Below are 25,299 nucleotides of genomic sequence, written 5' to 3'. Positions count from 1 at the left end.
TATAAGCTCACGACTTTTCGCCGCGCCGCAGACTTTTATCATAGTGCTTCAACAGCCAGAGATGGGAGTACGAATATGCGACTTTTTGTGACCGGCGCGAGCGGCTTTATCGGTTCCGCCATCGTAAAAAAACTGCAGGCACGCGGAGTGGATGTGCTTGGACTGGCGCGCAGTGACGCGTCGGCTGAGAAACTGCACCAGCAGGGAGTCCAGGTGATGCGCGGCGATTTAGAAGATATCGCCAGCCTGCGCAGCGCCGTTGAACAGAGTGACGGTGTGATCCATGCCGGCTATATCCATGATTTCAGCCGTATGGATCACGCAGCGGCTATCGATCAGCAGGCGATTCTGGCGATGGGTGAAGTGCTGGCCGGATCCAATCGTCCATTAGTGGTGACCACCGGCACCGCGTTGGTGTCGCCAGGGCGTCTCGCGGTTGAGCAGACTCAACCGGTTTCCGGCGGACATCCTCGTTCCGACTCCAACATCGCCGCACTCGCGCTGGCGGATAAAGGGGTGCGCATCTCGCTGGTGCGCCTGCCGCCAACGGTGCACGGCGCAGGGGATCACGGATTCGTGCCGATGATCATCAATATGGCGAAAGAGAAAGGCGCGGCGGTGTATATCGGTGATGGCGCGAATCGTTGGCCAGCGGTGCATCGTGATGATGCGGCTGAGTTGTTCTGCCTCGCCGCCGAGCACGCCGAAGCCGGGACGATTCTGCATGCGATTCAGGAGGAAGGCATCGCATTTCGTCAGATCGCCGAAACCATTGGCGCAGGTTTATCGCTGCCGGTAAAAAGTTTGACGCTGGAAGAGGCGAAAGAGTGGCTGGGGTGGATGGCGTTCTTTGCTTCAATCGATAACCCCGCGTCCAGTGAATGGACGCGCCAGACCTTTAACTGGCAGCCCACCGGGCCGGGATTGCTGCAGGATATGCGCGAGGCGGGTTATTTTTCTCGTTGATTACGCACCGCCTCTTGCAGGAAATCAATAAACACGCGGCTTCTTGCGGGAAGAAAACTACGCTCCTGATAGAGCAGCGCAATCTCAAGGGGGGCGGGAGCGAGTTCAAGCTCAATCACTTCTAACTGCCCACTACGAATATAAGGCTCACAAGCCTGCGCTGAAAGGATGGCAAACCCGATGCCTTTCAGTGCAGCTTGCATTGCCATCTCACCACTGTCGACACGGAAAGGACTCAGCACATTGATGTGTCGAAATCCTTTGCCAGTGGTTAGAAATTGCCACGCTTGCCCCTGAAGTGCACTAACGGTGGTGATACAGGGCAGAGCCAGCAATTGTTCTGTTTGCGTAGGTTTGGCGTATTTTCGAAGTAAAGTCGGTGCTGCAACAATGTGGCAGGGCAATGAAGCCAGCGGTCGGGCTATGACATCACTGCTGGCGCGCGTGCCGCGACTGATATCGACAACAACATCGCAATCATCCCACAGTGCCTCTGCTCCCAGCAGACTGGTAGTGCAATGGAGTTCAATTCTGGGATATCGCAGTGCAAAGTCAGCCAAAAGATTGCCGAAGATCACCGGTCCTACTCCATTCGGCAAACACACGCGAAGCAGGCCTTCAGGCTCAGTTTGCGCGTGGCTTAATCTGGCTTCCGTCTCATTCACCGAGTCCAGCAGTGGTCGCATGCTGTCAAAAAACAACTGCCCTGCCTCGGTAAGCTTCATTTGACGCGTGCTTCGATGTATGAGTCGCATACCTAATCGTTCTTCCAGCTGGGAAATCTGACGACTCACATTTGATGCGGGTATATTCAAAGCACGTGCGCCGCCAATAAAACTGCCTTTCTCGGCAACGGTGACGAATACCCTCAAGACATTTAAATCGATTTTGCTGCGCATCCATCATCCCATTTTTGATAATTAATCATCCTACTTTATATCTCTAATCATAGTGATGCACGGGCAATAGACTAAGCCTCCACTAACTTGATGGAGAAAACTATGAACCTCTCTAGCCCTGCATTGGGCTCATCCGCCGTGATGCGCATCGCTTTAATCATCGCGTTTGTACAGTTCACAAATGCACTTGAGTACATGATGTTCAATCCATTGTTCGTCTATATGGCATCTCATTTTTCAGTGCCTGTCACTTATGCAGGTTATGTCACAGGCACTTACACCCTTACTTCAGTGATATCCGGCTTATGTGTTTGGAAATGGATTAATAGCGTGAGCGCCAAACAATTTTTACTTTGGAATATGGCGCTTTTGGGAGTTCTGACGGTACTGATCACATTTACGAGCAGTTATACCTTGCTCTTGCTTCTGCGATTTATGGCGGGGTTAGCGGGAGGAACAACAATGGGCGTCGGAATGAGTTTGTTAATCAGCCTCGCGCCAGCGGCGTTACAAGCGCGGATGATTGCCACCGTCATCGCCTCTTTCTCTGTAGTAAGCATTGCAGGCATGCCGGCGATGCTGTTTTTGAGCACACATTTCGGCTGGTGTAGTGCACCAAGACTTATTAGCTTGCTGTGCCTGGTGTGTTTAGGGCTTATTGCCCGATTTATTCCTGATGTCGAGAGCAATGGTGTGAATCAAGCATCGATGACACTGACGCCAGAGTGGTTGTTTTTTGCTAGCGGAAACGCCGTCGCGCAATTTACACCTATGCTCATCATCCCTGCATTGGTGCCGATGCTGACCCAACACATGCAGGCTCTCACCGCTTCTCTGCCCACTCTGTTTTTCATTGGTGGCATCGCTGGGTTGTTAGCGACAAAACTCACCGGAAAACTATTGGCTTACTTACCCGGCTACACATTAGCTATTGTCTCAACGCTGATATTGCTGGTCAGCATCCTGCTACCCGTTACAGGTCTACACGCCAGTGGACTTTTTATTGGGCTATTTCTGGGTGGAGCTTATGGGCGATTAGTGGTGGTGTCTTGTGTGACAGCGAAGTTTCCCGATAAGACAAGTCGTGCCGGCTTCCTGACTGTGCAAACGGCGCTGATGTCACTGAGCACCACTCTCGCCTTTTTTCTTTCAGCTATGACTTTTGAAGAGGCATCACCGTTGCCGGTCATGTTCTTGATACTGGTGATAAGCAGCGCATTACTCTTACCCCCAATGGTAAAGAGTATGGAGAAGAGGCTGGCCCGACGCGGAATCTGAAGTGATAAACGTGGCGGCAAAATCTATCTGATATCCAAGTGGAGCTTCAACTATAGATAAATGTGATAAACCCTGCCGCTATACTTTAATGAGTTAACTAAACGGCTCTTCACGCGCCAGCAAACGCGCAATCACGTTCAACGCACCTTCGTCGTTGTTGCTGTCAGTTTTATAACGCGACACCGATTTCACAGCGTCGGCGGCATTGGCCATCGCGAAGCTGTAGCAGGCCTGACGCAGCATTTCGAGGTCGTTGGCGCTGTCGCCAATCGCCAGCACTTCGCAATCATCGATGCCCCACTTTTCCTGCAGCAGCGCAATACCGTGCGCTTTGTGGCAACCCGGAATAATCAGATCAACAAAGCCAAAGCCGCTGGAGACCGGATGCATGATGTTTTCGATCGCGCCCAGTTCCGTATGTAAGCGCTCCATCAGAGCATCAACACCTTCATGCGCGAGATTCAACGAGAACTTAAAGATGGTGTCATCGATATCGTACAGATTGTCGCGTTTCTCCAGGCGATGATAATGATTCGCCAGCATCGCAATGACGTCTTCCGGCATCGAGGTGTGTACATAAGCGCCGTTGCGACCGCACACAACGGTGCTAATCTCCGGCTCTTTGGCCAGAATATCCAAAATTTGATGGACTCGTTCTGGCGCCAATTCTCCGCAGAAGATCTCTTCATTGCTGTCTGACACCCAGGCACCGTTCTCGGCGACAAAGGCGATTTCATCTTTGATATCCGGGAAGTAGCGTTGTAACTGGTAATACTGATTGCCACTGGCGACCACAAAACGAACGCCCTTCTCTTTCAACAAGGCGTACTGGCGCGCAAAACGCTGGGCGTTGTACTGTTTGTTGTCGTCGAGAAAAGTCCCATCCATATCCACCGCAATCATTTTTACTGCCATCTTGCTCTCCCGTATCGTTTGACCAGCATTCCATCCAGCTGTGAAAAGGTTTTCATAGAGCTTACTCGCGGTGTGGATTAATGAGAATGGTAATAATGAGATTGTTAACCGCTTTCAGAGATTTCCAGTGCCATGTTTTACTGCAAATCCGCCCCTTTTTCCCTGATCCAGACACAGAACATGTCTGCCATATCGTGCGCGTAGTCCTGAATTTCTACCTCAGAGCGCGGCGTTTCGGAAAAATGCTTGCCCACGTTACCCAGTGTGCTGTTGATCAGGTCCGCAGCGCGCAGACGTTGTTTCTCTTCCAGATTGGGCAGTAACTCACGCAGAAACTCACTCACCACGTTTTCCCCCGCCGCGCGCGCCGCCGCCACTTCCGGAGCATCGCGATACAAAGGAGCCGCATCGTTGAGCGCGGTGCGCATGGCGGCTTCTTCACATTCGGAGTGTAAAAAAGCGAGCGTGAGTTGATGCAGACGTTCACGTGCGGGTACAGCCCGATCGCGCAGGATCGATCCTAAAAGATCGCCGGTGCGTTGCCATTCCTCGCTTTGTAATTGGAAAAGAATAGCCGCTTTATTGGGAAAGTATTGATACAGCGATCCAATACTGACACCCGCCCGTTCTGCCACGCGTGCCGTGGTAAATCGCGTGGCACCCTCCTGCTCTAAAACCTGAGTAGCGGCTTGCAATATTGCGGAAACCAGCTCGCTGGAGCGCGCTTGCTGCGGACTTTTTCTCTTTGAAATCTTAGCGTTACGATTTTCAGCCACTTGTCGCTCCCGAACACGAATAGTGAAATGCGAATGATTCATCGTATTCTGTTCACACAGATTAATCCACGGAGAATCATCATGAACACCTTAACTTCCGCGCCACTGGCGCCGCTGCTGAATTACCTGTTTGAGCTGGCAGACAATCTATCGCATCCGACTAATGAGGCGTTTCGCGTAATGTCCGATGAAGAGCAACATCGCCTGCTGCAAAGCAAAACCGATTACCTCGAACTCTATGGCCACCTGAAAGATGTGCCACTGGCGGTGTCGCGTGAAACCGGCAAATTGCTGTACATGCTGGCGCGCAGCAGCAAGGCGCGTGCAGTGGTGGAGTTTGGCACCTCATTCGGGATCTCGACGCTGCATCTGGCGGCCGCAGTGCGTGATAACGGCGGCGGGAAGATCATCACCAGTGAGTTTGAGCCGGGCAAAGTGGCACTGGCACGTAATCATTTTGCCGATGCGGGCGTAAGTGATTTGATTGAAGTGCGTGTGGGCGATGCGCTGCAGACCTTAAACAGCGAACTGCCAGTTTCAATTGATATGTTGGTGTTGGATGGCGCGAAAGCGATTTACCCTGAAATACTGGCGCTGGTTGAGCCATACTTGCGTCCTGGCGCGCTGATCATCGCCGATGATGCCGATTTCAGCCCGGAATATCTCGAATATGTACACAGCGAGCGTGGCTATCTGTCGCTGCCGTTTAACGACGGCGTTGAAGTGTCAATGTGGTTGGGGCGTTCACAGTAATCAGCACCCAGAGCCTGCGCTCTGGGTGACTGTTATTTGCGGTACTGCGCTTCAACCCGCTCCTGTTTAATCTTCGCATCAATTGAGAGTTCCGCTGTTGGGCGTAATAACAAACGCGCCAGGCCAATCGGATCGCCCGTCTCCCGACAGAAGCCGTATTCACCCTGATGGATACGCTGCATCGCCGCTGCGATTTTGGGTATCAGGCGGCTTTCACGATCAATCTGCCGAAACAACAGACGCAGCTCTTCCTCACGTAGCGCCTTGTCGGCCTCATCTCCTTGCTGTTCATTGCGCTGCAGTTGTGTTTTTAGATAGTCGATGTGGTCAAGTAATTCCTGACGCTCAAAACGTAATAAGCGCAAAAAGAAATCACTTTGGTGAGCATTCATATACGCGTCGGGCGGCATACTCAGGAGGTTTTGCTGCTCCGCTGCTGTGGGTTTGTTCATGTTGAAATTCCTTAACAGCCCTGTGTTAATGTTATATCGTCACATTTCAAATCATTCATTGAGGTTGCTGCGATGAAGACCACTGTTCCTCTGTTGCTTATCGCCATAGCATCGGCAAAAGCAGGTGCCTTTCAGGCAAAGATTGATATGTTAAAACTGGCGCAAAAGCCGGATACCGCAGTGGCCAACGTCGATTTGACGCAGCCTCTGGCGACGGCAGAAGTGCATGCGGCGTTGTTAAAGCCCGTATCCGGCTGCCAGTGTCCGTTCTGTACGCAAATGCGCGCGCTAGCCGGTTAATTCAGGCCGATACACGCGCGACTCGCTGCGGCCAGGGATCGGCAAATTCACCGCCGCTTTGCCACCATGCAATCTCCTCTTCATTGAGAAAGCAGCGTTTCAGGGCGGCGCTGAAGCTTTTCACGTCATCCGGCTCACCAATCACCGTTAAACTGCAGCGTCGATCGCCAAATCGCCCCGGCATTTTTGCCACTGCCAGTTCGACCGCCGCGCGCTCCTCTGCCGTTAGCGGACTATCACGATGATTCAGAATTCCCGCTTTCCAGTAACTGATAAATTCCAGACTGATACTGCCAGTGGCCTGATTCCACAACAGTGCCAGGTCATCTCGCGTCGGCAGCCAGAAAAAGCCCTTACTGCGATAGATGCCCGCGCCCATAAAGTGATGGCAGGTATCCCACAATCGCTGCGGATGGAATGGACGATCGTCGTGAATCACTTCGGAAGTCATTTGCCACGCGCCGGGATCAATGACATCCACCTCATCCGCTAATTCTTCAATTAACTGCGCGACCCGTCCGAAATCGTAGGACGGCATCGCCATGAGTTCGCTCAGCAGCAGGTTTCCCCGTGATACCGCCATCACTGCCACATAGGGATTGAGCGGATGAATGGCCTGGGCAATGCGGGTAATGTTGGAAGACGGCAACCGATCATTTTTGGTGAGCAGCAGATGGCTGCAAAACATGATTTGCTCTGCCAGCAGATTCTCGATGCGCCGTTCGTGACGAGTCAGATTGGCTTGCAAACGAGGAATCAGCGCCTCGCCCTGCTGGTAATCGTCGTTTAGCATCACGCTGTCGACCAATGATAAGAATCCGTTGAGTTGCACCTCGGCATGGTCGCGGAAATAGCGCACCAGCGGCAACGGATGGCTGCTGCCAGAGGTTTCCAGCAGGATCAGGTCCGGACGATGCGCATTGAGCATCGACGCCAGCGAGGCATTGAGTTTTTCAATGCCGCTTCGGCTGCTGATACTGTCGGCCGAGAGCGTGATGAAATTGTGTTTACTGGTGTTGACGATTTCAGTGTTGGCAATCAGCACGCCATCGACGTCCAGTTCGCTCATATCATTGACGATGACGCAGACTGCAAGTTGCTGTTTATGAGCCTGAATCAGCAGGCTTTTTAATAGCGTCGTTTTTCCTGCACCGAGAAAACCGTTGAGAATGGTGAGGGGGATTTTTTGCATCGTGACCTCTTGCTGCCGCAGCATTTTTTGGTCGCCATAAATGGCGCCCCTACGAATACCCGGAGGAGTAACGCAGGGTGCGCATTTAGCACTGTTACCTGTGTGGCCGGTCTAAGGTGTTACCTGTGTGCCGGGTTAAAAGTGTTACCTGTGTGCCCGGTTTTAATCTTTATCCATCAACGCACAGAAAGATTTATAGCCTGTCATTAGTGAAACCAGGGTTCAAACGGGTCCGGATATTCGGCCCAGTTTTCAGGCCCCTGCGCCATCTCTTCATCAGTCAGCAGCGCATTTTCCAGCTGACTGCGCAGAAGGGCTTCATCCATCTCAATACCAATAAACACGATTTCCTGCCGCGCATCGCCGGTGCCTTCAACCCAGTTCTGCATGATGTATTCCAGCGTCTCAGGGTCTTCCGGCCAGCGCTCTTTTGGCGCGCTTGCCCACCACATGCCTGCCAGGCCCTGACGCGTCACGCCGCCGGCCTGTGACCATGAACCGGCATAGCGCGGGCGGCTGGCGAGCCAGAAGAAACCTTTAGACCGCACCACACCTTTGAGATCACCTTCGATCACGCTGGCGAAGCGGGTGGGATGGAAGGGACGACGCGCGCGAAACACGAAGTTGCGAATGCCGTACTCTTCGGTTTCTGGCGTATGTGAACCGCGCAGTTCTTGCAGCCAGCCCGGTGCTTGTGAGGCCGCTTCGAAATCAAATAAGCCGGTGTTTAACACCTGATCCAACGGCACTTTGCCAAATTCGGAAGTGACAATGCGTGCGCGCGGATTCAGCGAGTAAAGGATTGCCAACAAACGGGCTTTTTCCGCTTCATCAATAAGATCAGTTTTGTTCAGAATCAGCACGTCGCAGAATTCAATCTGATCCACCAGCAGATCCACCACCGTGCGTTCATCTTCTTCACCCAGCGATTCACCGCGGGATTTGATGCTTTCGTTGGATTCGTAATCGCGCAGGAAATTAAAGCCGTCCACGACCGTGACCATGGTGTCAAGAGCAGCGACTTCCGACAGGCTCTGACCGTCTTCATCGGCAAAGGTAAAGGTTTCCGCCACCGGAAGCGGCTCGGAAATACCGGTGGATTCGATCACTAGATTATCGAAACGGCCATCTTTTGCGAGGCGATCCACTTCTAACAGCAGATCTTCACGCAGCGTGCAGCAGATGCAGCCGTTGCTCATCTCCACCAGTTTCTCATCGGTGCGCGACAGCTCCGCTCCGCCCTCACGCACCAGGGCGGCATCGATATTCACTTCCGACATATCGTTGACGATCACCGCCACGCGGCGACCTTCGCGATTATTGAGAATGTGGTTAAGCAGCGTGGTTTTGCCTGCACCGAGAAAACCGGAGAGAACAGTAACCGGCAACTTTTTAAAATTCGGGGATAATGATGACATTGCAACTCCTTCAACATGACAAATGCTGCTGCGGTGACATGCCACAGCCAACGTTATATTTGTTATGTTATAACATAACAAATGCTGTTGTCATTGCGTCGGAGTAAGATTGTTGCGTGAGGCTAAAAAAACGGGCCTTTACGGCCCGCTAGTCAGCATTACTTGTTGTCGGGATAGCTCAGATCGATCGCTTCATCCGGCAATTTGGTGAATTTTTTCACGATGGTACGGAAATCAGCGTTAGGCGTCAGATCGGCAAACTGTTGCGGATAAAGGTCTTTTGCCAAAATTTCCATCCCCACGATGTTGTAAGGGTGGTTATAGAAATGATGGTACACGCCATACACGCGGCCATTCTTCACCGGCTCGATCTGTGCCAGACCGGTACGTTTCAGCAGCGTCTGGAAAGTGGCATTCACCTCTTTCGGCTGCACGCCGTAACCAAATGGCAGCACGTTGGTGTTAGGACGTTTTGAACCGGTCATGATGTAAACATCCGGTTTCATGGCAATAATTTTTTCCAGAGCGATAAAGCCCACGTTGCCCGGTAGCAACTCGGAACCAATATTCTTACCGCCCACGGCTTCCACTAATCCGCCCCAGCCATTGTGGCTATGGGTGAAGCAGCAGTTGTCGCTGTTACCGGCAATCGGCTCGATGAACACGGTCGGTTTATTCTTTACCTCAGCAACGCCTTGGGTGATGCGATCGAACTTCTGCTGATAGAAGTCGGTGTAGGCCTTTGCCTGGCTTTCACGGTTCAACACTTTACCCAACAGCGTTACGCTCGGCGCGGTGTTTTGTGCCGGATGCAGTTCATAATCGACAAACACCACGGGAATATGCAGATTGCTCAGGGTACTCAACACGCCTGATTGTTGCAGCGCCGGTTTGGCACGCAGTTGGGCAATCATCAAATCCGGTTTCTGCGCCAGCACGCTTTCCAGGTTCACCTGCCCCTGGTCGCTGAATCCCATATCGACAATTTTGGTGGCTTCTGGCCATTTGTCCTTCAGCAGATCCCAGGTTTGGGTGTCTTGTTTCTTCGGCAGGTTATTCCACGCCACCACACGCTTGAACGGGTCATCACGATCGAGCAGCGCCAGCGTCAAAATATCGCGGCCATCTTGCAGGATAACGTGTTGCGGTTCTTGATTGATGGTTTGCGTGTGGCCGTCCATGTCGGTGACGGTTAACGGGTAAGTGGTGGCCGAAGCCGCGGTGGAAGCCAGTAACCCCATTGCCAGTAGCAGGCGCGTTTTCATCCTAAAACTCCGTGGTAAAAAGAATAGTTATTATTATCAATTACCTTAACACAACCTTAAGGGGCGAAAATAAACGCCAGAACAACGGGTTGTAACCGGATATTAATGCTGAGCGATGAGGGTTGGATGGCGGATGGCGGATGGCGGATGGCGGATGGCGGATGGCGGATGGCGGATGGCGGATGGCGGATGGCGGATGGCGGCTGAATTATCCGTTCCCTGCTGGCAGCGTGCAATCCGCCGCCGCAGGGAAATGCGATTCAGGTGAAATCGGACAGCTTCTGCCCTGAGGTAATGAGTTCCTGCAATAACATTTGCCGGCGCTCTTGTGGCGTATCGCGGCTCACCATAAAGCAGATGGCGGCAACGGCCTGGCCGCTGCGAGAACTGATCGGCGCAGCCATGCAGCAGGTAAAGCTTTCAGAAAGGCCTTCCGTCATGCAATAGCCCAATTTGCCCGCATGATGGATTTCATCGAGAAAAGCCTGTTTATCGAGAATCTGCCCGCTGGCAAGCCGGTAATCTTCTTCGGGGATCAAATCGAGGATCGCACTATCAGACCAGTTGCTCAGCAGTAAGCGCCCCGTAGCAGTCCAGGTGATTGGCACGCGCACGCCGATATCCGAGGTGATTTTGAACGGATGCGCATTGCTTTCGGAAAGCACCACGGTGTACTTGTTGCCTTCCAGCATGCAAAGCTGCACGGTTTCGCCATGCCGCGCCACAATCTCCACCATCAACTGATGCGCGCGACGGATCAGATCGTTATGCGCCATGTAATCCGCACCGTAATAGTGCATCTCGCGACCAAAGAACACCGCACCCTCTGCATCTAACTCCACCAGTCCGGCTTCACTGAGCAGGCTGACCAATTCATAGACGCTGGATCGAGGTGCGCCGGTGGCATCGATCAAATCCCGCATCGCCATCGGCTGACGGGCAGTATGTAACTGACGGAAAATATCGATAACCCGGTCAACACCTCGCGCCCGTGACGGTTTTTCATCCGGCATACGCTCACTCCCCTGTTGCATTGGTGCGATTGGAATACATGAAAAAAGAAAGCATCATACACCCCAACGCAACAATTACCCATCCCCGTAAAAACAAAAATATAGTTACTGTCGTTATATTATGGCGATCTATTTTGGGGCCTCATTTTGGCGCAACGATTTTTCTCTGACATTTAAAATGTTCGATAAAGGTCACATTCTTATTAAACGAAAACATTCAAAGAGATTTATTTTGCGATCCCGATTGCATCACAAAAAATTAAATAGCCGATCACATATTGCAAAAGCAAATCCACTGTGCAAATCTTGCCCTATCCGGTATTGCAGATTCATGTCTGATATATCGGACAAACTAACCACTCCAGAAATGAGGCAATTTGCATGACGATAAAACGTTATGGCATTGAAGGCGGGACCGGCACCGGTGGGCAAAAGCTACCCTTCGCCCGTGCGGTAGAGGCTGACGGCTGGCTGTACATCTCGGGCCAGACGCCGATGCGCGACGGTGAAGTCGTGGAAGGCGGCATCATTGAACAGACGCAGTTAGCCTTTGAAAACTGTCTCGACATCATGCGTGAAGCGGGCTATCGCGTGGAAGATGTGGTACACGTCACGGCGGTGTTAACCGACGCACGCTACTTCAGTTCCTTTAATAAAGTATTCAGTGAGATATTCAGCGGAAACCCACCGGCGCGTATTTGTAGCGTGCAGGATTTAGTGGTCGACTGCAAAGTAGAAGTGGACTTCAAATGCTTCCGCGCCGATCGTAAATAATTATTACGATTAAAGCAGGCTGGCGTATTTTTAATTTCTTCGCCCACACCAGGACAGCCTGTTATTAATTGATGCTTTTCATTTAGCTGTGAAATATCGGTGAAAGCCGTCTCGTCTAAATTCTATAAGAGAGCATAGAAATGAATACTACATCGCTGAAATTCAGTGCCAAAGCCGTTGCCGGTGCGCTGGTTTTATTGGCTCTGGCAGGGTGTACGCCCACAGAAGAAAAAAAAGAAGCGGGTGCAGCGCCGCAATCGGCTCTGCAGAACGTGCTGCAACGCGGCGCGCTGCGCGTCGGTGACTGCCTGAGCTTTGCCCCCTTTGGCTTCTATGACAAAGACGGCAATCCGGATGGATATGACGTGGACCTGGCGAAGGCGCTGGCTAAAGAGATGGGCGTGAAGCTGGAGATGGTGAATACCACCAGCGCCAACCGTATCCCGAACCTGCAAACCAATAAAGTCGATGTGGTGTTCTGTAACTTCACCCGCAATTTGGAACGCGCCAAAGAGATCGGCTTTACCAACCCATATGTGGTGGCGAGTGAAGCGATGCTGGTGCGCAAAAACAGCGGCATCCAATCTGCCCATGATATGGCAGGCAAGACTATCGCCACCGTAAAAGGCTCCACTAACGGTGATGAAGTGCGCAACCTCGGCATCGACGTGAAAATTCAGGAATACGACTCATCACAAGCCGCGATCCTTGCCGTGAAACAGGGTCAGGCCGATGCGATGATCGAGGATAACAACTTCCTTGCGTATCAGGCCAAGCTGGACCCTACGCTGACCGTGACCAACGAAGCGCTGGTGCCGCTGGAATACAACGCCTTCGGTGTGAAACAGGGCGATCAGGTATGGACCAACTATCTGAATGAGTTCCTGTTTGAAATTAACGCCTCGGGTGAAAACGCCCAGCTGTACCAGAAATGGTTCGGTAGCAAGCCGCGTTATCCGCTCAACCCGCAATTTTGATTGATCTGCGGCGCGGCAATATTTGTCGCGCCGTTTGAAGGAGTCAAACCATGAATTATCAATGGCTCACCTTATGGCGCTATGCCGATACCTTTCTGGAAGCCGCATGGCTGACATTACAGGTGACGCTATTGGCCTTCGCGCTGGCTGTAGCTCTGGGGCTGTTATCGGCGTTGGCAAAATCTTCACCCGTCGCGCCACTACGCTGGATCAGCCACTGCTACGTTGAATTCATTCGCAACACCCCGGTGCTGCTGCAGATTTTTATCATCTTCTTTGGCCTGCCCTCTCTCGGCATCACCATGAGTGCATTTACCGCGGGCGTATTGGCATTAGGCGTTAACGTGGGCGCGTATTTATCAGAAACGTTTCGCGCCGGGATTCAATCGGTGCCAAAAGGCCAACTGGAAGCTGCTTATATTCTCGGCATTCCGCGTCGGCAGATCTTTCTCAGCGTGATATTGCCGCAGGCAGCGCGCGCCGTATGGCCCGCAATTATCAATAACCTGATTCAGCTGCTGCTTGGCACCTCGCTGCTCTCCGCTATCGCGCTGCCAGAACTAACCGGCACCGCGACGGTGATCAACGCTCGTACCCTGCTCTACATTCAGACGTTTAGCGTGGTGGCGCTGGTGTATCTGGTGCTGAGTAATCTGTTCTCCTGGCTGGGCACAATAGCAGGACGGCATATGTTCCACCCGCCGCTGGTGACCCCGGTAAAAAAGTCCGCCTGGTGGTGGGCAAAAAAATGGCTGACTAATCCAGTGAAACGGGAGAATGCGTTATGAGCGAGTTAATTATCAGCTCTTTCCCCATCCTGCTGAAAGGGTTGGGTATCACGCTGTTGCTGTCTATCGCCGCCATTATTGGCAGTACCTTGCTCGGTCTGCTGGCTGCTGTGCTGCGCACCAGCCGTCTGCCGGTCGCCAAACAGATTGCTGTGATTTATACCGAACTGTTTCGCGGTACGCCGGTGTTGATCACGCTGATGTTTATCTACTTCGGCGTGGCTTACTTCGGTTATGAGATCAACCTTTTTGCCGCCGGGATTCTTGGCTTGAGCATCTATCAAGGCGCTTATATCGCGGAAGTGTTCCGTGCCGGGATTGAAGCGGTGCCGAAAGGGCAATGGGAAGTGTCGTGGATTCTCGGCCTTTCCAAACGTCAAACCTTTATGAGCGTGATACTGCCGCAGACCCGCGGCATCGTGTTGCCCCCGCTGGCCGGTCAGTATCTTTCGCTGATTAAAGACACCTCGATCGTCAGCATGATTGGCATGTCCGAACTGATGCATCAGGGCCAGGCAATCGTTGATCGCATCGGCCAGCCGGTGGTGATTTACGGTTTGGTCGCCCTGCTCTATTTCGCCATCTGCTTCCCGCTTTCTCGTTGGGTTCAACATCATCAAACCAGGAGCCAAATATCATGAGCCAGTCCGCTATTACGCTGAGCCGCATTTCAAAATCGTTTGGCCCGACGCAGGTGCTGAAAGAGATCAGTCTGGAAGTCTCACCTGGCGAAGTGCTGGTGTTGATTGGTGCATCCGGTTCAGGAAAAAGCACCGTACTGCGCATTATGAGCGGTTTAGAAACCGCTGATGGCGGCGAAATCTGGGTCAATAAAGTGCCGCTGCACGACCGCAAACGCAGCAGTGAAATCTGTGGTCACGTCGGCATGGTGTTCCAGCAGTTCAACCTGTTCCCCCATAAAACCGCGTTAGGCAACGTCACGCTGGCGTTGATCAAAGCGCAAAAGCTGTCTGAAGCGGAGGCCAACAAACGTGGCATGGCAGCCTTAACGCGTGTCGGGCTGGCCGAGCGTGCACATTATTATCCGGCGCAACTTTCTGGTGGTCAGCAGCAGCGCGTAGCGATTGCCCGTGCACTGGCCGTGGAACCAAAAATCATGTTCTTCGATGAAGCCACTTCCGCGCTCGACCCGGAATTGGTCGGTGAAGTGATGGAAGTGATGCGCAGCCTGGCGCGTGAAGGGATGACCATGGTGGTGGTCACCCACGAAATGGGCTTTGCCCGCAAAACGGCGGATCGGGTGGTGTTTATGGATCAGGGCGTGATCGCCGAGCAGGGTTCGCCGGAGCAAATCTTTGTGAATCCACAAAATCCCCGCACTCAGCAATTCTTATCGCGCGTGCTTGAGCACTAACAGGAGCCACTATGTCTATTCGTTTTCCACTGCAGGCAGACGGTTTACTGGATACCCAACAGCCCGCGCCACGTTTTAAATCGGTGGCGGGTGCGGGCGATCAGCCGTTATCGCGTGGCAGCAATGTGTTTACCAGTGACGAGGTCTTCTCACCCTTGATGGTGATGAAGCAGTCTGCGCTGGAAAACAATCTTCACCAGCTTGACGCTTTTTGCTAGGAGAACGGCATCATGCTGGCGGCTCACGGTAAAACATCAATGTCGCCTGCGATTTTACGCCGCGCTATCAGCGAAGGTGGTGCGTGGGGTTTAGGCGCCGCCACGCCAGCGCAAGTGCGCGCGCTGCGTCAGTTTGGTATTCGCAATGTGTTTCTCGCCAATGAACTGGTCGATCCGGCAGGCATTCGCTGGATTGGGCAGTGGCAGGAACAGCATCCCGATCACGGCTTCCTTTGTTATGTGGATTCACTGCAAGGCGTCAAACTGCTGGAGCAGCATCTCGGTGATGCACAGATTTCTGTGCTGCTGGAGATGTCGGTGAGCGGCGGACGCACCGGCTGCCGTTTACAACAGAAAGCGTTAGAGATTGCCGAAGCGATTAAAACCAGCGCTTCACTAGAACTGGTGGGCGTGGCGGGTTATGAGGGCGCGCTGGGTGCCGGTCGCGATGCGGCGGGTGTGCAGCGAGTAAAGGATTACTGCGCAATGATGATCAGCACCGCCGCATTTCTGGCTGAGAAACAGCTGTTCAGTAGCGATCACATTATTCTCAGTGCCGGCGGTGGCGCATGGTTTGACGTGGTGACAGAGTGTTTTACCGCCGCGAATTTACCGCTACCAATGACACCTTTGATTCGCTCCGGTGCCTATATGGCACATGACAGCGGCTTGTATGCGCGCATTGCGCCGTTCGCCCAACCGGGCGCAAACCACCACTTCGATGCGGCGCTGGAGATTTGGGGTCGGGTGTTATCTCGCCCTGAGCCAGGATTGGCGTTTGTCGATTTTGGTCGGCGTGATGTGCCGTTCGATCAGGATTTGCCCAATCCGCTGTGGATACGCAACGCAGACGGCAGTGAGCCGCGCGCGGCAACGCATCTGCGTATCAGCGATGTGAACGATCAGCATGCGTATTTGCTATTGCCCGATGATGAAAGATTACAACCGGGTGATTGGGTAGGATGCGGTATTTCACATCCTTGTACCGCATTTGATAAATGGCGCTATCTGCCGCTGGTCGATGACGATTATTGCGTCACTGATTCACTGGAAACAGCATTTTGACCACAAAAAAGGCTGCCAACTTATTGGCAGCCAGTTCTGGCACATCCTTGTACGACCATGTGGGGTCAGACGTTGTGCCTTCAATGAACAAATAATAACACAAATTATAAATAGCAGGCTAGCTACATTCCGCTAAAGCTAGTTTCACCGCATCTTCCGCGTGAATTAATGTGGTATCAAACAGTGGCACGCTGGCATCCTCAGCCTTCACCAGCAAGGTGATTTCGGTGCAGCCCAGAATGATCGCTTCAGCGCCCTGCTCCACCAATTGAGCAATCACCTCGCGATAACGCGCGCGTGACGCTTCACGAATTATGCCGAGGCATAACTCCTGATAAATGATGTCATGCACCGCTTTACGGCCCGGCGCATCCGGCACCAGCACATCAATACCAGATTGCGCCAGACGACCTTTGTAGAATTCCTGCTCCATGGTGAAAGCGGTGGCTAACAAGCCCACGCGCTTCACGCCCGCAGCTTGAATGCGCTGCGCAGTCGCATCCGCAATGTGTAACAGCGGGATATCCACCGCATCGGTAATCTGGTTGGCGACTTTGTGCATGGTGTTAGTACAGAGCACGATAAAATCCGCTCCGCCCTTTTCCAGACTGCGCGCGGCATCAGCCAGAATCTCACCAGCTCGTTGCCATTCACCCGCCACCTGCAGCTTCTCGATTTCCTGAAAATCGACGCTGTACATCAGGCTGCGCGCCGAGTGCAGTCCGCCGAGTTGCTGCTTCACCTGCTCATTAATGATGCGGTAGTAAAGCGCCGTCGATTCCCAGCTCATTCCACCAATCAAACCGATCATTTTCATTTGCGATTATCCTTTTTCAAGCCTGTTCAGCACTGTACGGGATTTGGCCTTGCAGCGCATGCACCCAACGCGAATACCCACTTCACTGCACACTTACAGGCCAGACTCCAGTGTCGCGTTTTCCGGCCAGCGCGCTGAGGGAAACAGCGATAAGCGGATATTGAACAAGTGGAACATCGGTGCAAACAATGCCTGCTCCTGCTGCGTTCGCGCCTCTAACCTTAATAACAACCGATTTAGCTCATGCAGCAATGCAGGATGTGGTTGAGTCTGCAGGGATTTGAGTCTCTGCTTCAGGAATACGCTCAGCTCATGAAACATGGCTGCGCTCTCAATGCCATTCGCAGTCAGCAACGCTTTGTGCCGCGTGTAATAGTCGTAACAGTTGGCGCCAAGCCAGGCCTCGGCAATCAAATTGCCGCCGGAAACCAGATCGGGTGACGGATCGACGCGTTTGCGTGGCAGGATGATGTTGACCTTATCCAGCGTGCGCGCCACAAATTGCTGACGCGCCGTCATCGTCACCGTGTTGAGCCGTAGCGTTGCGATAAACTGCAGCAGATCGCGGATCCCTTTGCGCACCGCGCGTTTCGCCGTCCACGATGGACGTTTGTTGCGGATCAGCAACGTCAGCACCAAAGCGATGACAATGCCCACCAGCGTCGAAAGCATGGCGTTCACTATAAGCAGAAGATCTGGTTTGAAATGGTGACTCATGCCAATCAGCCCCGGAATCTGCGTGGCGACGATCAGGCCAATCAGATTGGTCGCCGGGTTAGCAATCACCAGACCCAGCGCAAATAATCCGGGTGCGAGGCAGATGATCATCGCCTCGAAAGTCACCGCCTGCGGTATCAGCACCGTGACGTAAAGCAAACTGATCGCCATCGAGATCAATACGCCCTTGAGGAACAACTTCATTGGCGCGATGGGGCTATCCAACCCGGCAAAGAATGAGCAGAGTACCGCCGCCATCATCGGCGCAGTCGAGCCATCCTTCCAGCCGCTGCCTATCCAGAACAAGCAGGTGGCGAAGGTAGCAAAAAACGCGGTGAAGCAGGAGAGCAGCAATAAACCTTTATCGACGTGCTTATGCGCACGCACGGTTTTGCCCGGCTTAACGGTGGGTGTCCACTCACTGACGCGCTCACTGACACTGTGATAAGCATTGGCGATGCGCACGAAGTTGAGTAAACGCTCCAGCAATCCAATCAGCAAGATACTCTCTTCACTGTTGAGTCGCCCTTCCTGCCAGGCCTGCTTCAACTGCGCCTGTGTAACGCTGAGGACATCGTGCACCTGAACCTGGTCATCGCCGTTCAGCCATAACAAAAACTGCTGGAACGCCTCTGCAACATAGTCCGGAAAACGGATTTCCTGCTGCGCCAGTAAATTAAGCCGCGACTCAATCGCCGTTAACGTCGGAATCAGGTAAGAAAGATGTTGATACTGCACGCTAACCAATCGCACCAGACGCCGGGCCGCATCGCCTTCATAGACGCAGTGCGTAATAAGCGTCTCAACGCTGAGCGGATAGTTAGCCATCTGAATCAAAATATCTTCACGCTCCACTGATTTTTCAGCCGGCATAGCGGTAACTAACTCGCTACACAGCTTGCGCGCATTTTGATACCACTGGCTGACGCTTTGCTCCAACAAACTGCGCATCGACACCGGCATGATCAATCGGTGCACCAGGCTGCTACAGATGATCGCCACCGTGATCTCTTCAATACGCGAAATCACCGTGTAGGTGATGGCTGAGGGTGACGTGACGTCGGGAAAGCCCATGATTGCCGCACTGTAACCGGCGAGCATAAACACATAGCTTTTCGGCGTACGGTCATGCAGCGACAGGTAGAGACACACCGCCACCCATAAAGAGATACACAGACTAAACAGCATCGGTGACTCAACGGTGATCGGGTAGATCAACAGCGTAAACAACCCGCCCAACACGGTGCCAAAGAAGCGAAACACCGATTTCGATACGGTCGAACCCGAATAGAGTTGGGAGGCAACGTACACTGTAGTCAGTGACCACGCCGGTTTATCGAGATTGAGTTCCAGAGCAATGTAAAAAGCCAGAAAGGCGGCAAGACAAGTTTTGGCAGAAAACAGCACTGCGCTTTGTGAAAACCACTTCATAGAGCGAAAGAAACCCATAGCAGGCAACGTAAGTGCCTATCCTGACAGAAGCATATCGATATGACATTTTGATTTGTTATACAAATTATTACCGTGCTAATTATCTGGGCATCTATGCAAATTGAGATGACATGCTGATTACAGTGAATGATCTTGATCACAAAAAATTAGGTTATAAGCGATCGAAATTAGTTATTTATTGGTTATATAAGCGCTTTGCTATGGTGAGAAAAAATCCACGAGAGACTCATCATGCAAACAAAAATTCCTGTTCTGAGCGCGTTGGCGCTTAGCTTTGGCCTGCTGTCTGCGCACGCTTTTGCTGCTAACCCAGAAACCGTGACCATTGGCTATCAAAAAGCCAATATTTTTGCGCTGTTGAAATATCGCGGCACGCTGGATGAAACCTTCAAGAAGGAAGGGATCAACATCCGTTGGGTGGAATTCCCGGCCGGGCCGCAAATGCTGGAAGGCTTGAACGTAGGCAGCATCGATTTAGCCGCGACCGGCGATGCCCCACCCGCTTTCGCGCAGGCTGCCAAAGCGGATTTGATCTATCTTGGTCACTCCCCTGCTAACCCCAAAACTGAAGCGATTGTGGTGCCAAAAGATTCGCCGATTAAAAGTGTGGCGGATTTGAAAGGTAAGCGCGTTGGACTGAATAAAGGATCGGACGTTAATTATCTGTTGGTGAAAGCGCTGGAAGATGCCGGTCTGAATTATAAGGACGTGAAGCCGGTTTACCTGCCGCCGGCTGATGCGCGCGCCGCCTTCCAGAAAGGCGCGATTGATGCGTGGGTGATTTGGGATCCGTTCCTTGCCGAAGTAGAAGCGAATGCCGATGCGCGTGAAATCCGCAATGCGGAAGGTTTGGTGCCGCATTACACCTTTTATCTCGCCAGCCGTCCGTTTGCTGAAGGCCATCCTGACACCGCGAAACAGGTGGTGGATGAATTGAGCAAATTGAGTGACTGGGCGAACGCCAATCAGGATGAGGCTGCCGCGATTCTGTCCAAATCGACCGGATTAGATAAGGCGATTTGGCAGACGACGTTGAAACGCCTGCCGTATGGTGCCACGCGCATGACGCCACAGGTGTTTGATGAACAGCAGGCGTTAGCCGATACCTTTACCCGCGTTGGATTGCTGCCGGTGAAAGTGGATGTGCGCAGTGCGACCTGGTCGCTGGATAAGAAGTGATCGGTACCCATTAGGTAGTGAGCGGCCCAACGGCCGCTTACTGTTAAACCGTAATAAACACTCTACCCAAACGCCCACGGGTTTCTGCTCGTTGATGAGCAGCTACCACTTGCTCCAGCGGATAAGTGCTATCGATGGGAATGGTCAACTCCCCTTTCGCTGCCATGGACATCAGCTCGTTAACTAACTCACGGGCAATGGCTTTCTCACCCCATTCCGGGCCCAGTAGACACCCGATCAGCGTGATACGGTGCAGCAGCAGATATTCCGCATCAACCATCTGATTACGTCCGGCGAGGATACCAATCAAAATCGCCGTCCCTCCGTCTTTTAATACTTCAATACCGTCTGACAATGCAGCACCGCCGATGGTATCGATCAGCAAATCCACTTTATTGCCGCCCAGTAATTCCCGCACCTGCTCGCCAGCCTGTTTGTCACCCACCACAATGGCGTCATTGAGGCCAAACTCACGTAACTTCTCCAGTGATTCTGGACGCGTACCGGTTCCAATTACCCGGACACCCATTCGGGAGGCCAGTTGGACCGCTGCCATGCCCACACCACCCGCCGCGCCGAGAATCAGTACGGTTTGGCCAGGCTGCAGTTTACCTAAATGAAACGCCCATGCCGCGGTGCCTGGCCCAACCGGAATGGCAGCAGCAATGCGCAGATCCAGGCCTTCTGGAACAGGAAAGCAGTTATATGCTGCGACAGCGCGGCGTTCCGCATAGGCTCCTCGCCAGTTGAACGTTGCCACTTTCTGACCAATCCTGAATTCCGTCACGTTTGAACCGATATCAACAATGGTTCCCGCCGCCGCATAGCCTAAAGACTCACCCGCTTGTAAGTGCTGACTGTTGCGCGAAATGATATCGCCACCTTCAACACTAATGGCTTCTACCGCCACCAGCAGCTCATCCTGCGCAATCGAAGGTTCAGCGACATCCACCAGCTGTAAAACTTCTGGACCACCGGGTTGGGGGTAAGTTACTGCTTTCATCTCTGCTCTCCACATTTCTGAATACGAATAATGATTGGTCCTTAAAGCGTAGCGAAGCCGATGATATGTTGGTAGGCTGCATTCACATGTATCAGACATAATCCCATCATGATATCGGACAATTTTGAACCCGCACTACTTCGTACTTTCGTTGCAGTCTGTCATCACCGCAGCCTGACACGCGCTGCCGAGCAAGCAGGACGCGCGCAATCCGCTCTCAGTGCCCAGATCCGCCGGCTGGAAGAACATACGGGCCAACGTTTGCTGCGCCGAACCGGGCGAGGCGTGGTGCCGACCAAAGAGGGAGAAGTGCTGCTCAGTTTTGCGGTGCGAATTCTCGCGTTGGGTGAGATGGCGGTAGCGCAACTGAGTGAAAGCACACCCGTCGGAACAATTCGCATCGGCATGTCCGAAGATGTGGCGTCCAGTCTGTTGCCGTTCGCTCTCGGACGGCTAAGACGCTTATGTCCAGACTTGCATATTGAGCTTTCGATCGAGAGCGATCATATTCTGGCCAAACGCTGGCAGGAGAATGCGTTTGATATGGTGATGGGCCTCACCGCTGGCTTTAGCGAAGACCCGTTGACCCGATGGGAAATTGATCTGCACTGGGTCTGCGGTATCGATTACCCCTGGGATAGCACGCAGACAGTGGATGCCATTGTGTGTGCTGAACCTTGTTCATGGCGACGATTAATGTTTGATGCGCTGGTTGAGGCAGGCAAGGAGTTTAGAATTGCGGTAACCAGTTCGAATCTTGGCGCGATTATACCCGCCGTAGAGGGCGGGCTTGGTGTTGCGATGCTGCCGGCTGAGCTTATCCGCCCTGACACCATGCGTTTGGTCCATTTCGACCATGGCCCGGTGAAAGTGGCTTATGGGCTGTTCGTTACACGACGCCCGAGTGTCAATGTGACCACCGCTCTGAAAGTGATTCGGGAAAGTTTGAATACCTTGTATTGAAAGTGGGCGGCAGAACTGCAGCCCACTTCAGGCAAAATATCAGCCTTCCCCGCGCCCAATCTGCCAAATCCCGGTCGGCGGCGTGCCGTTAACTTTCCAGTTACCAATATCGCGCGCTTTATAAATCACAGGATTGTGTGACGACACCGTACGCGCATTACGCCAGTGGCGATCCAGCGCTTTACTGATGCGCGTATCCGATGCGCCCAGCGCATTAAACAACTCGGTGGCGGCACGCGGCACCAGTTCACTGGCGATCACCTGTGCCTGACCCGCTTCAGCTTCGGCCAGCGCATTCACTGCCAAAAGTTGCGCTTCGTCGTTGCTTAAATGAGTTTCATACGCTGATTGCAGTGAATGTGCGGCGCGGATCACTGTAGCTTCCACCGCAAACGCCAGACTGGTGATTTCGCCGATCACCTGGAGTACCTGCACATCCTCGCGAGAAGTTGCGCCATTGCTGTGGCTGTAGATTCGGTTACGTGCCGCCACCGCCTGAGCGCCATCGCGTGCCACGGCACGCCCAATCCCGGCCAATGTCGCCAGCAGCACATGTTGATAGAACGCGGTTTGATAGCGGAAGCGCGTAGCGAAATCGAATACGTGTTCCTGTTCGACGTGGGCATGGTCAAAGCGCGTGGTGCCGCTGCCGGTCAAGCGTTGGCCGAAACCATCCCAATCGTCATCACGCGTTACACCCGGTTGGTGAGTGCTTACCAGAGCGATGACATCGCCCTGATTGTCGTTGCGGCGGGCATACACATCTATCCAGTCTGCGAACAGTGTTCCGGTGCTGTAAAACTTCTCGCCGCTGAGCGTCCAGCCATTTGCGGCTGGCGTGACGCGGGTAATCACATCACCGAGCTTCACCGTGCCAATTTCTGTCCAGCCGCTGCCCACCAGCTCGCCATCGCTAAAGCGGCGGAACCAGCGATCGCGCTCTGCGCTTGCGGGCTGGTTCAGGCGGTCTTCGACAAATGCAAAGTGCGCGCGTAGCGCTTGAGGCAGATTTGAATCCGCTTCAGCCAGTTCAGTGAGCAACTGGAACAGCTGCGGCAGCGATGCGCCCCATCCGCCCTGCTCTTTCGGGATGCGCACGGTGCCGAAGCCCGCTTCTTTTAACCATGTTATCGCCTCATGCGGCAATGTGCGGTGGCGTTCGCGTTCCACTGCACCTTCAGCGATACGGTCGAACAATGGACGGAAATGCGCTGCCAGTTTCGAGTAGTCGGTTCCTGTTGAAAGTAAGCTCATGGTTGCTCCTGATGAGAAAGATCGTCGATGTCGTGGCGCGTCGGTTCGTGGCGGACCGCGAGCAGGAAGAAGATCGGGATGATGGCGGCAAGCGACACCACCCAGAACATGTTGGTGCCCAGCGCCGCTTGCAGAATCGGCAGAATAAACAGCGCCAGCGCGCTACCAATGCCTGACAGCGCACGGCTGAAGCCCACACCAGTTGCGCGGATGGAAGTCGGATAGGAGAGCGCCGGATAGACCATCAGCTGCGCGCCCGGACCAAAGCCTTCGGCAAACAGCCACAAGCCGAGCATCAGCACCGCAAACACAATCCCCGCAATGGCTTCTGGGTGCCCAATCAGTGCCAATGCAATCAGCGCGAAGAACTGCAATGCAAATCCGGCAATCGCCACATGGCGTGATGGATATTTCCAGGCCAGACGCATACCCAGCAAACCGCCGGTGAAAGCAAACAGCGCATTCAGGCCCAGCGACGCAGAGATAGTTTCAAATACGCCCGCGCCGAGGAACTGCGCAAGGATCGAAGGCAGGAAGAAGGCGATTGCGGTGTATTCAAATGAGATACAGATGTTCATCACGCCGGCCACGATGGTGCGCTCACGCCAGGGTTTTTGGAACAGCACGCGGAAACTCACTTTGGGTGCCGCTTCCGCGGGTAGCGCTTCCGGTTCTGCCTCATGAGCATGGATGCCGTAAGAGTCACGCAGAATGCGCACCGCAGATTTAAGATCGCCCTGATTGGCTGCCCACAACGGTGATTCGTTCATGAACTTGCTGCGTACCGCGATGATCAATAACGCAGGTACTGCCCCAAACAGCAGGGATGCGCGCCACAACCAATCGAGATGATCCTTCGGTAACAGGAAGTAGAGAGCAAAGATCAGCAGGAAGCACACCGTTGAGGCGGCGTACCACATCGGGCACCAGGCGGCGAGACGCGCGGCTTTATTGCCTTTGCCAGCAAATTTCGAGAACTCTGCCAGATAGGACATCGCCACCGGCAAATCGATCCCCACGCCAATCCCCATCAGGAAACGTGCGCCAATCAGCACCCAGACATTAGGGGCTAATCCTGCTGCGATGGCGGAGACCACGAAGAACAGCATATCGGCCATAAAGACGGAGTAACGGCCATATTTGTCAGTCAACCAGCCACCTACCAGGTTACCGACGATGGTGCCGACCATAATTGACGAGGTCACCAGTCCGGTTATAAGTGGGGAAAGCTGGAATTCGCGTACCACATCGTCAATCCCGTAGGAGAGCGTGGTGAGATCGTAGGCATCGAGGAAGACGCCGCCGAGCGCGAGGAACACAATCATGCGCGCATAATTGTTTTTGTCACTGCGAGTGTTGATCAGCCTTGCCACATCACTGACCGAACGTACCGGCTCAGATGCCGGTAAGGTGTTTTCTAAAGGAACGGAACTCATAACGCCTCACGTTGTTTTTTAGTTGTGCAGGTGAGGTTGTTATAAGCGCTTAGC

General features: G+C 53.2%; 24 protein-coding genes and 1 pseudogene. 12 read left to right on the top strand and 13 right to left on the bottom strand.

Going from position 1 to position 25,299, the window contains the following annotated elements; translation table 11 throughout:
• Positions 1-75: 75 nt before the first annotated feature.
• Complete coding sequence (locus LBW88_RS13715) at positions 76-966, top strand: SDR family oxidoreductase (RefSeq protein ID WP_224932826.1); 891 nt, start codon at positions 76-78, stop codon at positions 964-966.
• Here LBW88_RS13715 and LBW88_RS13710 read toward each other — a convergent pair.
• The gene (locus LBW88_RS13710; protein ID WP_224932825.1) at positions 951-1,865 is read right to left on the bottom strand and encodes a LysR family transcriptional regulator; all 915 of its coding nucleotides are present in this window, start codon (positions 1,863-1,865) and stop codon (positions 951-953) included. The two genes, LBW88_RS13715 and LBW88_RS13710, sit on opposite strands and share 16 nt — an antisense overlap.
• Positions 1,866-1,967: 102 nt before the next feature.
• On the opposite strand from LBW88_RS13710, the gene LBW88_RS13705 reads away from it, so the two are divergent.
• A complete protein-coding gene (locus LBW88_RS13705; protein WP_224932824.1) occupies positions 1,968-3,143 on the top strand; it encodes an MFS transporter in 1,176 nt (391 codons plus the stop codon).
• Between the two features lie 93 nt (positions 3,144-3,236).
• On the opposite strand, the gene LBW88_RS13700 is transcribed toward LBW88_RS13705, so the two are convergent.
• Together LBW88_RS13700 and LBW88_RS13695 are read right to left on the bottom strand one after the other, a co-directional pair.
• Positions 3,237-4,058, bottom strand: coding sequence for a Cof-type HAD-IIB family hydrolase (locus tag LBW88_RS13700; RefSeq protein ID WP_224932823.1), 822 nt, complete (start codon positions 4,056-4,058; stop codon positions 3,237-3,239).
• 137 nt (positions 4,059-4,195) lie between these two features.
• Positions 4,196-4,834 (bottom strand): TetR family transcriptional regulator, encoded by a 639-nt coding sequence (locus tag LBW88_RS13695; protein WP_224932822.1) that lies wholly within the window; start codon positions 4,832-4,834, stop codon positions 4,196-4,198.
• An 81-nt stretch (positions 4,835-4,915) separates the two neighbouring features.
• Here LBW88_RS13695 and LBW88_RS13690 point away from each other — a divergent pair, with 81 nt between their 5' ends.
• On the top strand, positions 4,916-5,587 hold the full coding sequence (locus LBW88_RS13690; protein ID WP_224932821.1) for an O-methyltransferase: 672 nt from the start codon (positions 4,916-4,918) through the stop codon (positions 5,585-5,587).
• Positions 5,588-5,619: 32 nt separating this feature from the next.
• Here the strand turns inward: LBW88_RS13690 and dksA are convergent, their stop codons facing one another.
• On the bottom strand, positions 5,620-6,039 hold the full coding sequence (gene dksA, locus LBW88_RS13685; protein ID WP_224932820.1) for an RNA polymerase-binding protein DksA: 420 nt from the start codon (positions 6,037-6,039) through the stop codon (positions 5,620-5,622).
• A gap of 72 nt (positions 6,040-6,111) precedes the next feature.
• Between dksA and LBW88_RS13680 the strand changes: the two genes are divergently transcribed.
• On the top strand, positions 6,112-6,339 hold the full coding sequence (locus tag LBW88_RS13680) for a hypothetical protein (protein WP_224932819.1): 228 nt from the start codon (positions 6,112-6,114) through the stop codon (positions 6,337-6,339).
• 1 nt (position 6,340) lies between these two features.
• Here the strand turns inward: LBW88_RS13680 and LBW88_RS13675 are convergent, their stop codons facing one another.
• The 4 genes from LBW88_RS13675 to LBW88_RS13660 form a co-directional block, all read right to left on the bottom strand.
• The gene (locus tag LBW88_RS13675; RefSeq protein ID WP_224932818.1) at positions 6,341-7,531 is read right to left on the bottom strand and encodes a CobW family GTP-binding protein; all 1,191 of its coding nucleotides are present in this window, start codon (positions 7,529-7,531) and stop codon (positions 6,341-6,343) included.
• Positions 7,532-7,737: 206 nt separating this feature from the next.
• Entirely contained in the window at positions 7,738-8,949 is a 1,212-nt protein-coding gene (zigA, locus tag LBW88_RS13670) for a zinc metallochaperone GTPase ZigA (RefSeq protein WP_224932817.1), read from the bottom strand.
• Between the two features lie 158 nt (positions 8,950-9,107).
• Positions 9,108-10,214, bottom strand: a complete 1,107-nt coding sequence (locus LBW88_RS13665; protein ID WP_224932816.1) for an ABC transporter substrate-binding protein — start codon at positions 10,212-10,214, stop codon at positions 9,108-9,110.
• 260 nt (positions 10,215-10,474) lie between these two features.
• A complete protein-coding gene (locus tag LBW88_RS13660; protein WP_224932815.1) occupies positions 10,475-11,227 on the bottom strand; it encodes an IclR family transcriptional regulator in 753 nt (250 codons plus the stop codon).
• A gap of 381 nt (positions 11,228-11,608) precedes the next feature.
• On the opposite strand from LBW88_RS13660, the gene LBW88_RS13655 reads away from it, so the two are divergent.
• From LBW88_RS13655 to LBW88_RS13625, 6 genes and pseudogenes are all read left to right on the top strand, one after another.
• Positions 11,609-12,001, top strand: coding sequence for a RidA family protein (locus LBW88_RS13655; RefSeq protein ID WP_224932814.1), 393 nt, complete (start codon positions 11,609-11,611; stop codon positions 11,999-12,001).
• Between the two features lie 140 nt (positions 12,002-12,141).
• Positions 12,142-12,978: a transporter substrate-binding domain-containing protein gene (locus LBW88_RS13650; RefSeq protein WP_224932813.1), complete on the top strand. Its 837-nt coding sequence runs from the start codon at positions 12,142-12,144 to the stop codon at positions 12,976-12,978.
• A gap of 50 nt (positions 12,979-13,028) precedes the next feature.
• Positions 13,029-13,766 (top strand): amino acid ABC transporter permease, encoded by a 738-nt coding sequence (locus tag LBW88_RS13645; protein ID WP_224932812.1) that lies wholly within the window; start codon positions 13,029-13,031, stop codon positions 13,764-13,766.
• The gene (locus LBW88_RS13640; protein ID WP_224932811.1) at positions 13,763-14,407 is read left to right on the top strand and encodes an amino acid ABC transporter permease; all 645 of its coding nucleotides are present in this window, start codon (positions 13,763-13,765) and stop codon (positions 14,405-14,407) included. The genes LBW88_RS13645 and LBW88_RS13640 overlap by 4 nt, the downstream gene beginning before the upstream one ends.
• A complete protein-coding gene (locus LBW88_RS13635; RefSeq protein WP_224932810.1) occupies positions 14,404-15,141 on the top strand; it encodes an amino acid ABC transporter ATP-binding protein in 738 nt (245 codons plus the stop codon). The genes LBW88_RS13640 and LBW88_RS13635 overlap by 4 nt, the downstream gene beginning before the upstream one ends.
• Before the next feature lie 11 nt (positions 15,142-15,152).
• A pseudogene (locus LBW88_RS13625) lies at positions 15,153-16,424 on the top strand (alanine racemase).
• Positions 16,425-16,542: 118 nt separating this feature from the next.
• Here LBW88_RS13625 and LBW88_RS13620 read toward each other — a convergent pair.
• Both LBW88_RS13620 and LBW88_RS13615 read right to left on the bottom strand, forming a co-directional pair.
• Positions 16,543-17,241, bottom strand: coding sequence for an aspartate/glutamate racemase family protein (locus LBW88_RS13620; RefSeq protein WP_224932807.1), 699 nt, complete (start codon positions 17,239-17,241; stop codon positions 16,543-16,545).
• A 93-nt stretch (positions 17,242-17,334) separates the two neighbouring features.
• Positions 17,335-19,389 carry an FUSC family protein gene (locus LBW88_RS13615; RefSeq protein WP_224932806.1) on the bottom strand — a complete coding sequence of 685 codons (2,055 nt, stop codon included), beginning with the start codon at positions 19,387-19,389 and terminating at the stop codon, positions 17,335-17,337.
• 252 nt (positions 19,390-19,641) lie between these two features.
• Here LBW88_RS13615 and LBW88_RS13610 point away from each other — a divergent pair, with 252 nt between their 5' ends.
• Positions 19,642-20,589 carry a sulfonate ABC transporter substrate-binding protein gene (locus LBW88_RS13610; protein WP_224932805.1) on the top strand — a complete coding sequence of 316 codons (948 nt, stop codon included), beginning with the start codon at positions 19,642-19,644 and terminating at the stop codon, positions 20,587-20,589.
• Between the two features lie 43 nt (positions 20,590-20,632).
• Here LBW88_RS13610 and LBW88_RS13605 read toward each other — a convergent pair whose 3' ends face one another.
• Entirely contained in the window at positions 20,633-21,592 is a 960-nt protein-coding gene (locus LBW88_RS13605; protein WP_224932804.1) for a quinone oxidoreductase family protein, read from the bottom strand.
• A 108-nt stretch (positions 21,593-21,700) separates the two neighbouring features.
• Between LBW88_RS13605 and LBW88_RS13600 the strand changes: the two genes are divergently transcribed.
• Positions 21,701-22,555, top strand: a complete 855-nt coding sequence (locus LBW88_RS13600) for a LysR family transcriptional regulator (protein WP_224932803.1) — start codon at positions 21,701-21,703, stop codon at positions 22,553-22,555.
• A 39-nt stretch (positions 22,556-22,594) separates the two neighbouring features.
• Here LBW88_RS13600 and LBW88_RS13595 read toward each other — a convergent pair whose 3' ends face one another.
• Both LBW88_RS13595 and LBW88_RS13590 read right to left on the bottom strand, forming a co-directional pair.
• Positions 22,595-23,809 (bottom strand): acyl-CoA dehydrogenase family protein, encoded by a 1,215-nt coding sequence (locus tag LBW88_RS13595; protein WP_224932802.1) that lies wholly within the window; start codon positions 23,807-23,809, stop codon positions 22,595-22,597.
• The gene (locus tag LBW88_RS13590) at positions 23,806-25,245 is read right to left on the bottom strand and encodes an MFS transporter (protein WP_224932801.1); all 1,440 of its coding nucleotides are present in this window, start codon (positions 25,243-25,245) and stop codon (positions 23,806-23,808) included. The genes LBW88_RS13595 and LBW88_RS13590 overlap by 4 nt, the downstream gene beginning before the upstream one ends.
• Positions 25,246-25,299: the final 54 nt, after the last annotated feature.

This window comes from Pantoea sp. alder81, from assembly GCF_020179835.1.
In the GTDB taxonomy this organism is placed as follows: domain Bacteria; phylum Pseudomonadota; class Gammaproteobacteria; order Enterobacterales; family Enterobacteriaceae; genus Pantoea.
The sequence above is the reverse complement of the archived record's forward strand: the minus strand, read 5'-3'. Positions and strand labels throughout refer to the sequence as shown.

Excerpts from the sequence above, each read along its gene's own strand:
- LBW88_RS13715 (WP_224932826.1), top strand. The coding sequence starts at position 76 with ATGCGACTTTTTGTGACCGGCGCGAGCGGCTTTATCGGTTCCGCCATC.
- LBW88_RS13710 (WP_224932825.1), bottom strand. The coding sequence starts at position 1,865 with ATGCGCAGCAAAATCGATTTAAATGTCTTGAGGGTATTCGTCACCGTT.
- LBW88_RS13705 (WP_224932824.1), top strand. The coding sequence starts at position 1,968 with ATGAACCTCTCTAGCCCTGCATTGGGCTCATCCGCCGTGATGCGCATC.
- LBW88_RS13700 (WP_224932823.1), bottom strand. The coding sequence starts at position 4,058 with ATGGCAGTAAAAATGATTGCGGTGGATATGGATGGGACTTTTCTCGAC.
- LBW88_RS13690 (WP_224932821.1), top strand. The coding sequence starts at position 4,916 with ATGAACACCTTAACTTCCGCGCCACTGGCGCCGCTGCTGAATTACCTG.
- dksA (WP_224932820.1), bottom strand. The coding sequence starts at position 6,039 with ATGAACAAACCCACAGCAGCGGAGCAGCAAAACCTCCTGAGTATGCCG.
- LBW88_RS13680 (WP_224932819.1), top strand. The coding sequence starts at position 6,112 with ATGAAGACCACTGTTCCTCTGTTGCTTATCGCCATAGCATCGGCAAAA.
- LBW88_RS13675 (WP_224932818.1), bottom strand. The coding sequence starts at position 7,531 with ATGCAAAAAATCCCCCTCACCATTCTCAACGGTTTTCTCGGTGCAGGA.
- zigA (WP_224932817.1), bottom strand. The coding sequence starts at position 8,949 with ATGTCATCATTATCCCCGAATTTTAAAAAGTTGCCGGTTACTGTTCTC.
- LBW88_RS13665 (WP_224932816.1), bottom strand. The coding sequence starts at position 10,214 with ATGAAAACGCGCCTGCTACTGGCAATGGGGTTACTGGCTTCCACCGCG.
- LBW88_RS13660 (WP_224932815.1), bottom strand. The coding sequence starts at position 11,227 with ATGCCGGATGAAAAACCGTCACGGGCGCGAGGTGTTGACCGGGTTATC.
- LBW88_RS13655 (WP_224932814.1), top strand. The coding sequence starts at position 11,609 with ATGACGATAAAACGTTATGGCATTGAAGGCGGGACCGGCACCGGTGGG.
- LBW88_RS13650 (WP_224932813.1), top strand. The coding sequence starts at position 12,142 with ATGAATACTACATCGCTGAAATTCAGTGCCAAAGCCGTTGCCGGTGCG.
- LBW88_RS13645 (WP_224932812.1), top strand. The coding sequence starts at position 13,029 with ATGAATTATCAATGGCTCACCTTATGGCGCTATGCCGATACCTTTCTG.
- LBW88_RS13640 (WP_224932811.1), top strand. The coding sequence starts at position 13,763 with ATGAGCGAGTTAATTATCAGCTCTTTCCCCATCCTGCTGAAAGGGTTG.
- LBW88_RS13635 (WP_224932810.1), top strand. The coding sequence starts at position 14,404 with ATGAGCCAGTCCGCTATTACGCTGAGCCGCATTTCAAAATCGTTTGGC.
- LBW88_RS13620 (WP_224932807.1), bottom strand. The coding sequence starts at position 17,241 with ATGAAAATGATCGGTTTGATTGGTGGAATGAGCTGGGAATCGACGGCG.
- LBW88_RS13615 (WP_224932806.1), bottom strand. The coding sequence starts at position 19,389 with ATGAAGTGGTTTTCACAAAGCGCAGTGCTGTTTTCTGCCAAAACTTGT.
- LBW88_RS13610 (WP_224932805.1), top strand. The coding sequence starts at position 19,642 with ATGCAAACAAAAATTCCTGTTCTGAGCGCGTTGGCGCTTAGCTTTGGC.
- LBW88_RS13605 (WP_224932804.1), bottom strand. The coding sequence starts at position 21,592 with ATGAAAGCAGTAACTTACCCCCAACCCGGTGGTCCAGAAGTTTTACAG.
- LBW88_RS13600 (WP_224932803.1), top strand. The coding sequence starts at position 21,701 with ATGATATCGGACAATTTTGAACCCGCACTACTTCGTACTTTCGTTGCA.
- LBW88_RS13595 (WP_224932802.1), bottom strand. The coding sequence starts at position 23,809 with ATGAGCTTACTTTCAACAGGAACCGACTACTCGAAACTGGCAGCGCAT.
- LBW88_RS13590 (WP_224932801.1), bottom strand. The coding sequence starts at position 25,245 with ATGAGTTCCGTTCCTTTAGAAAACACCTTACCGGCATCTGAGCCGGTA.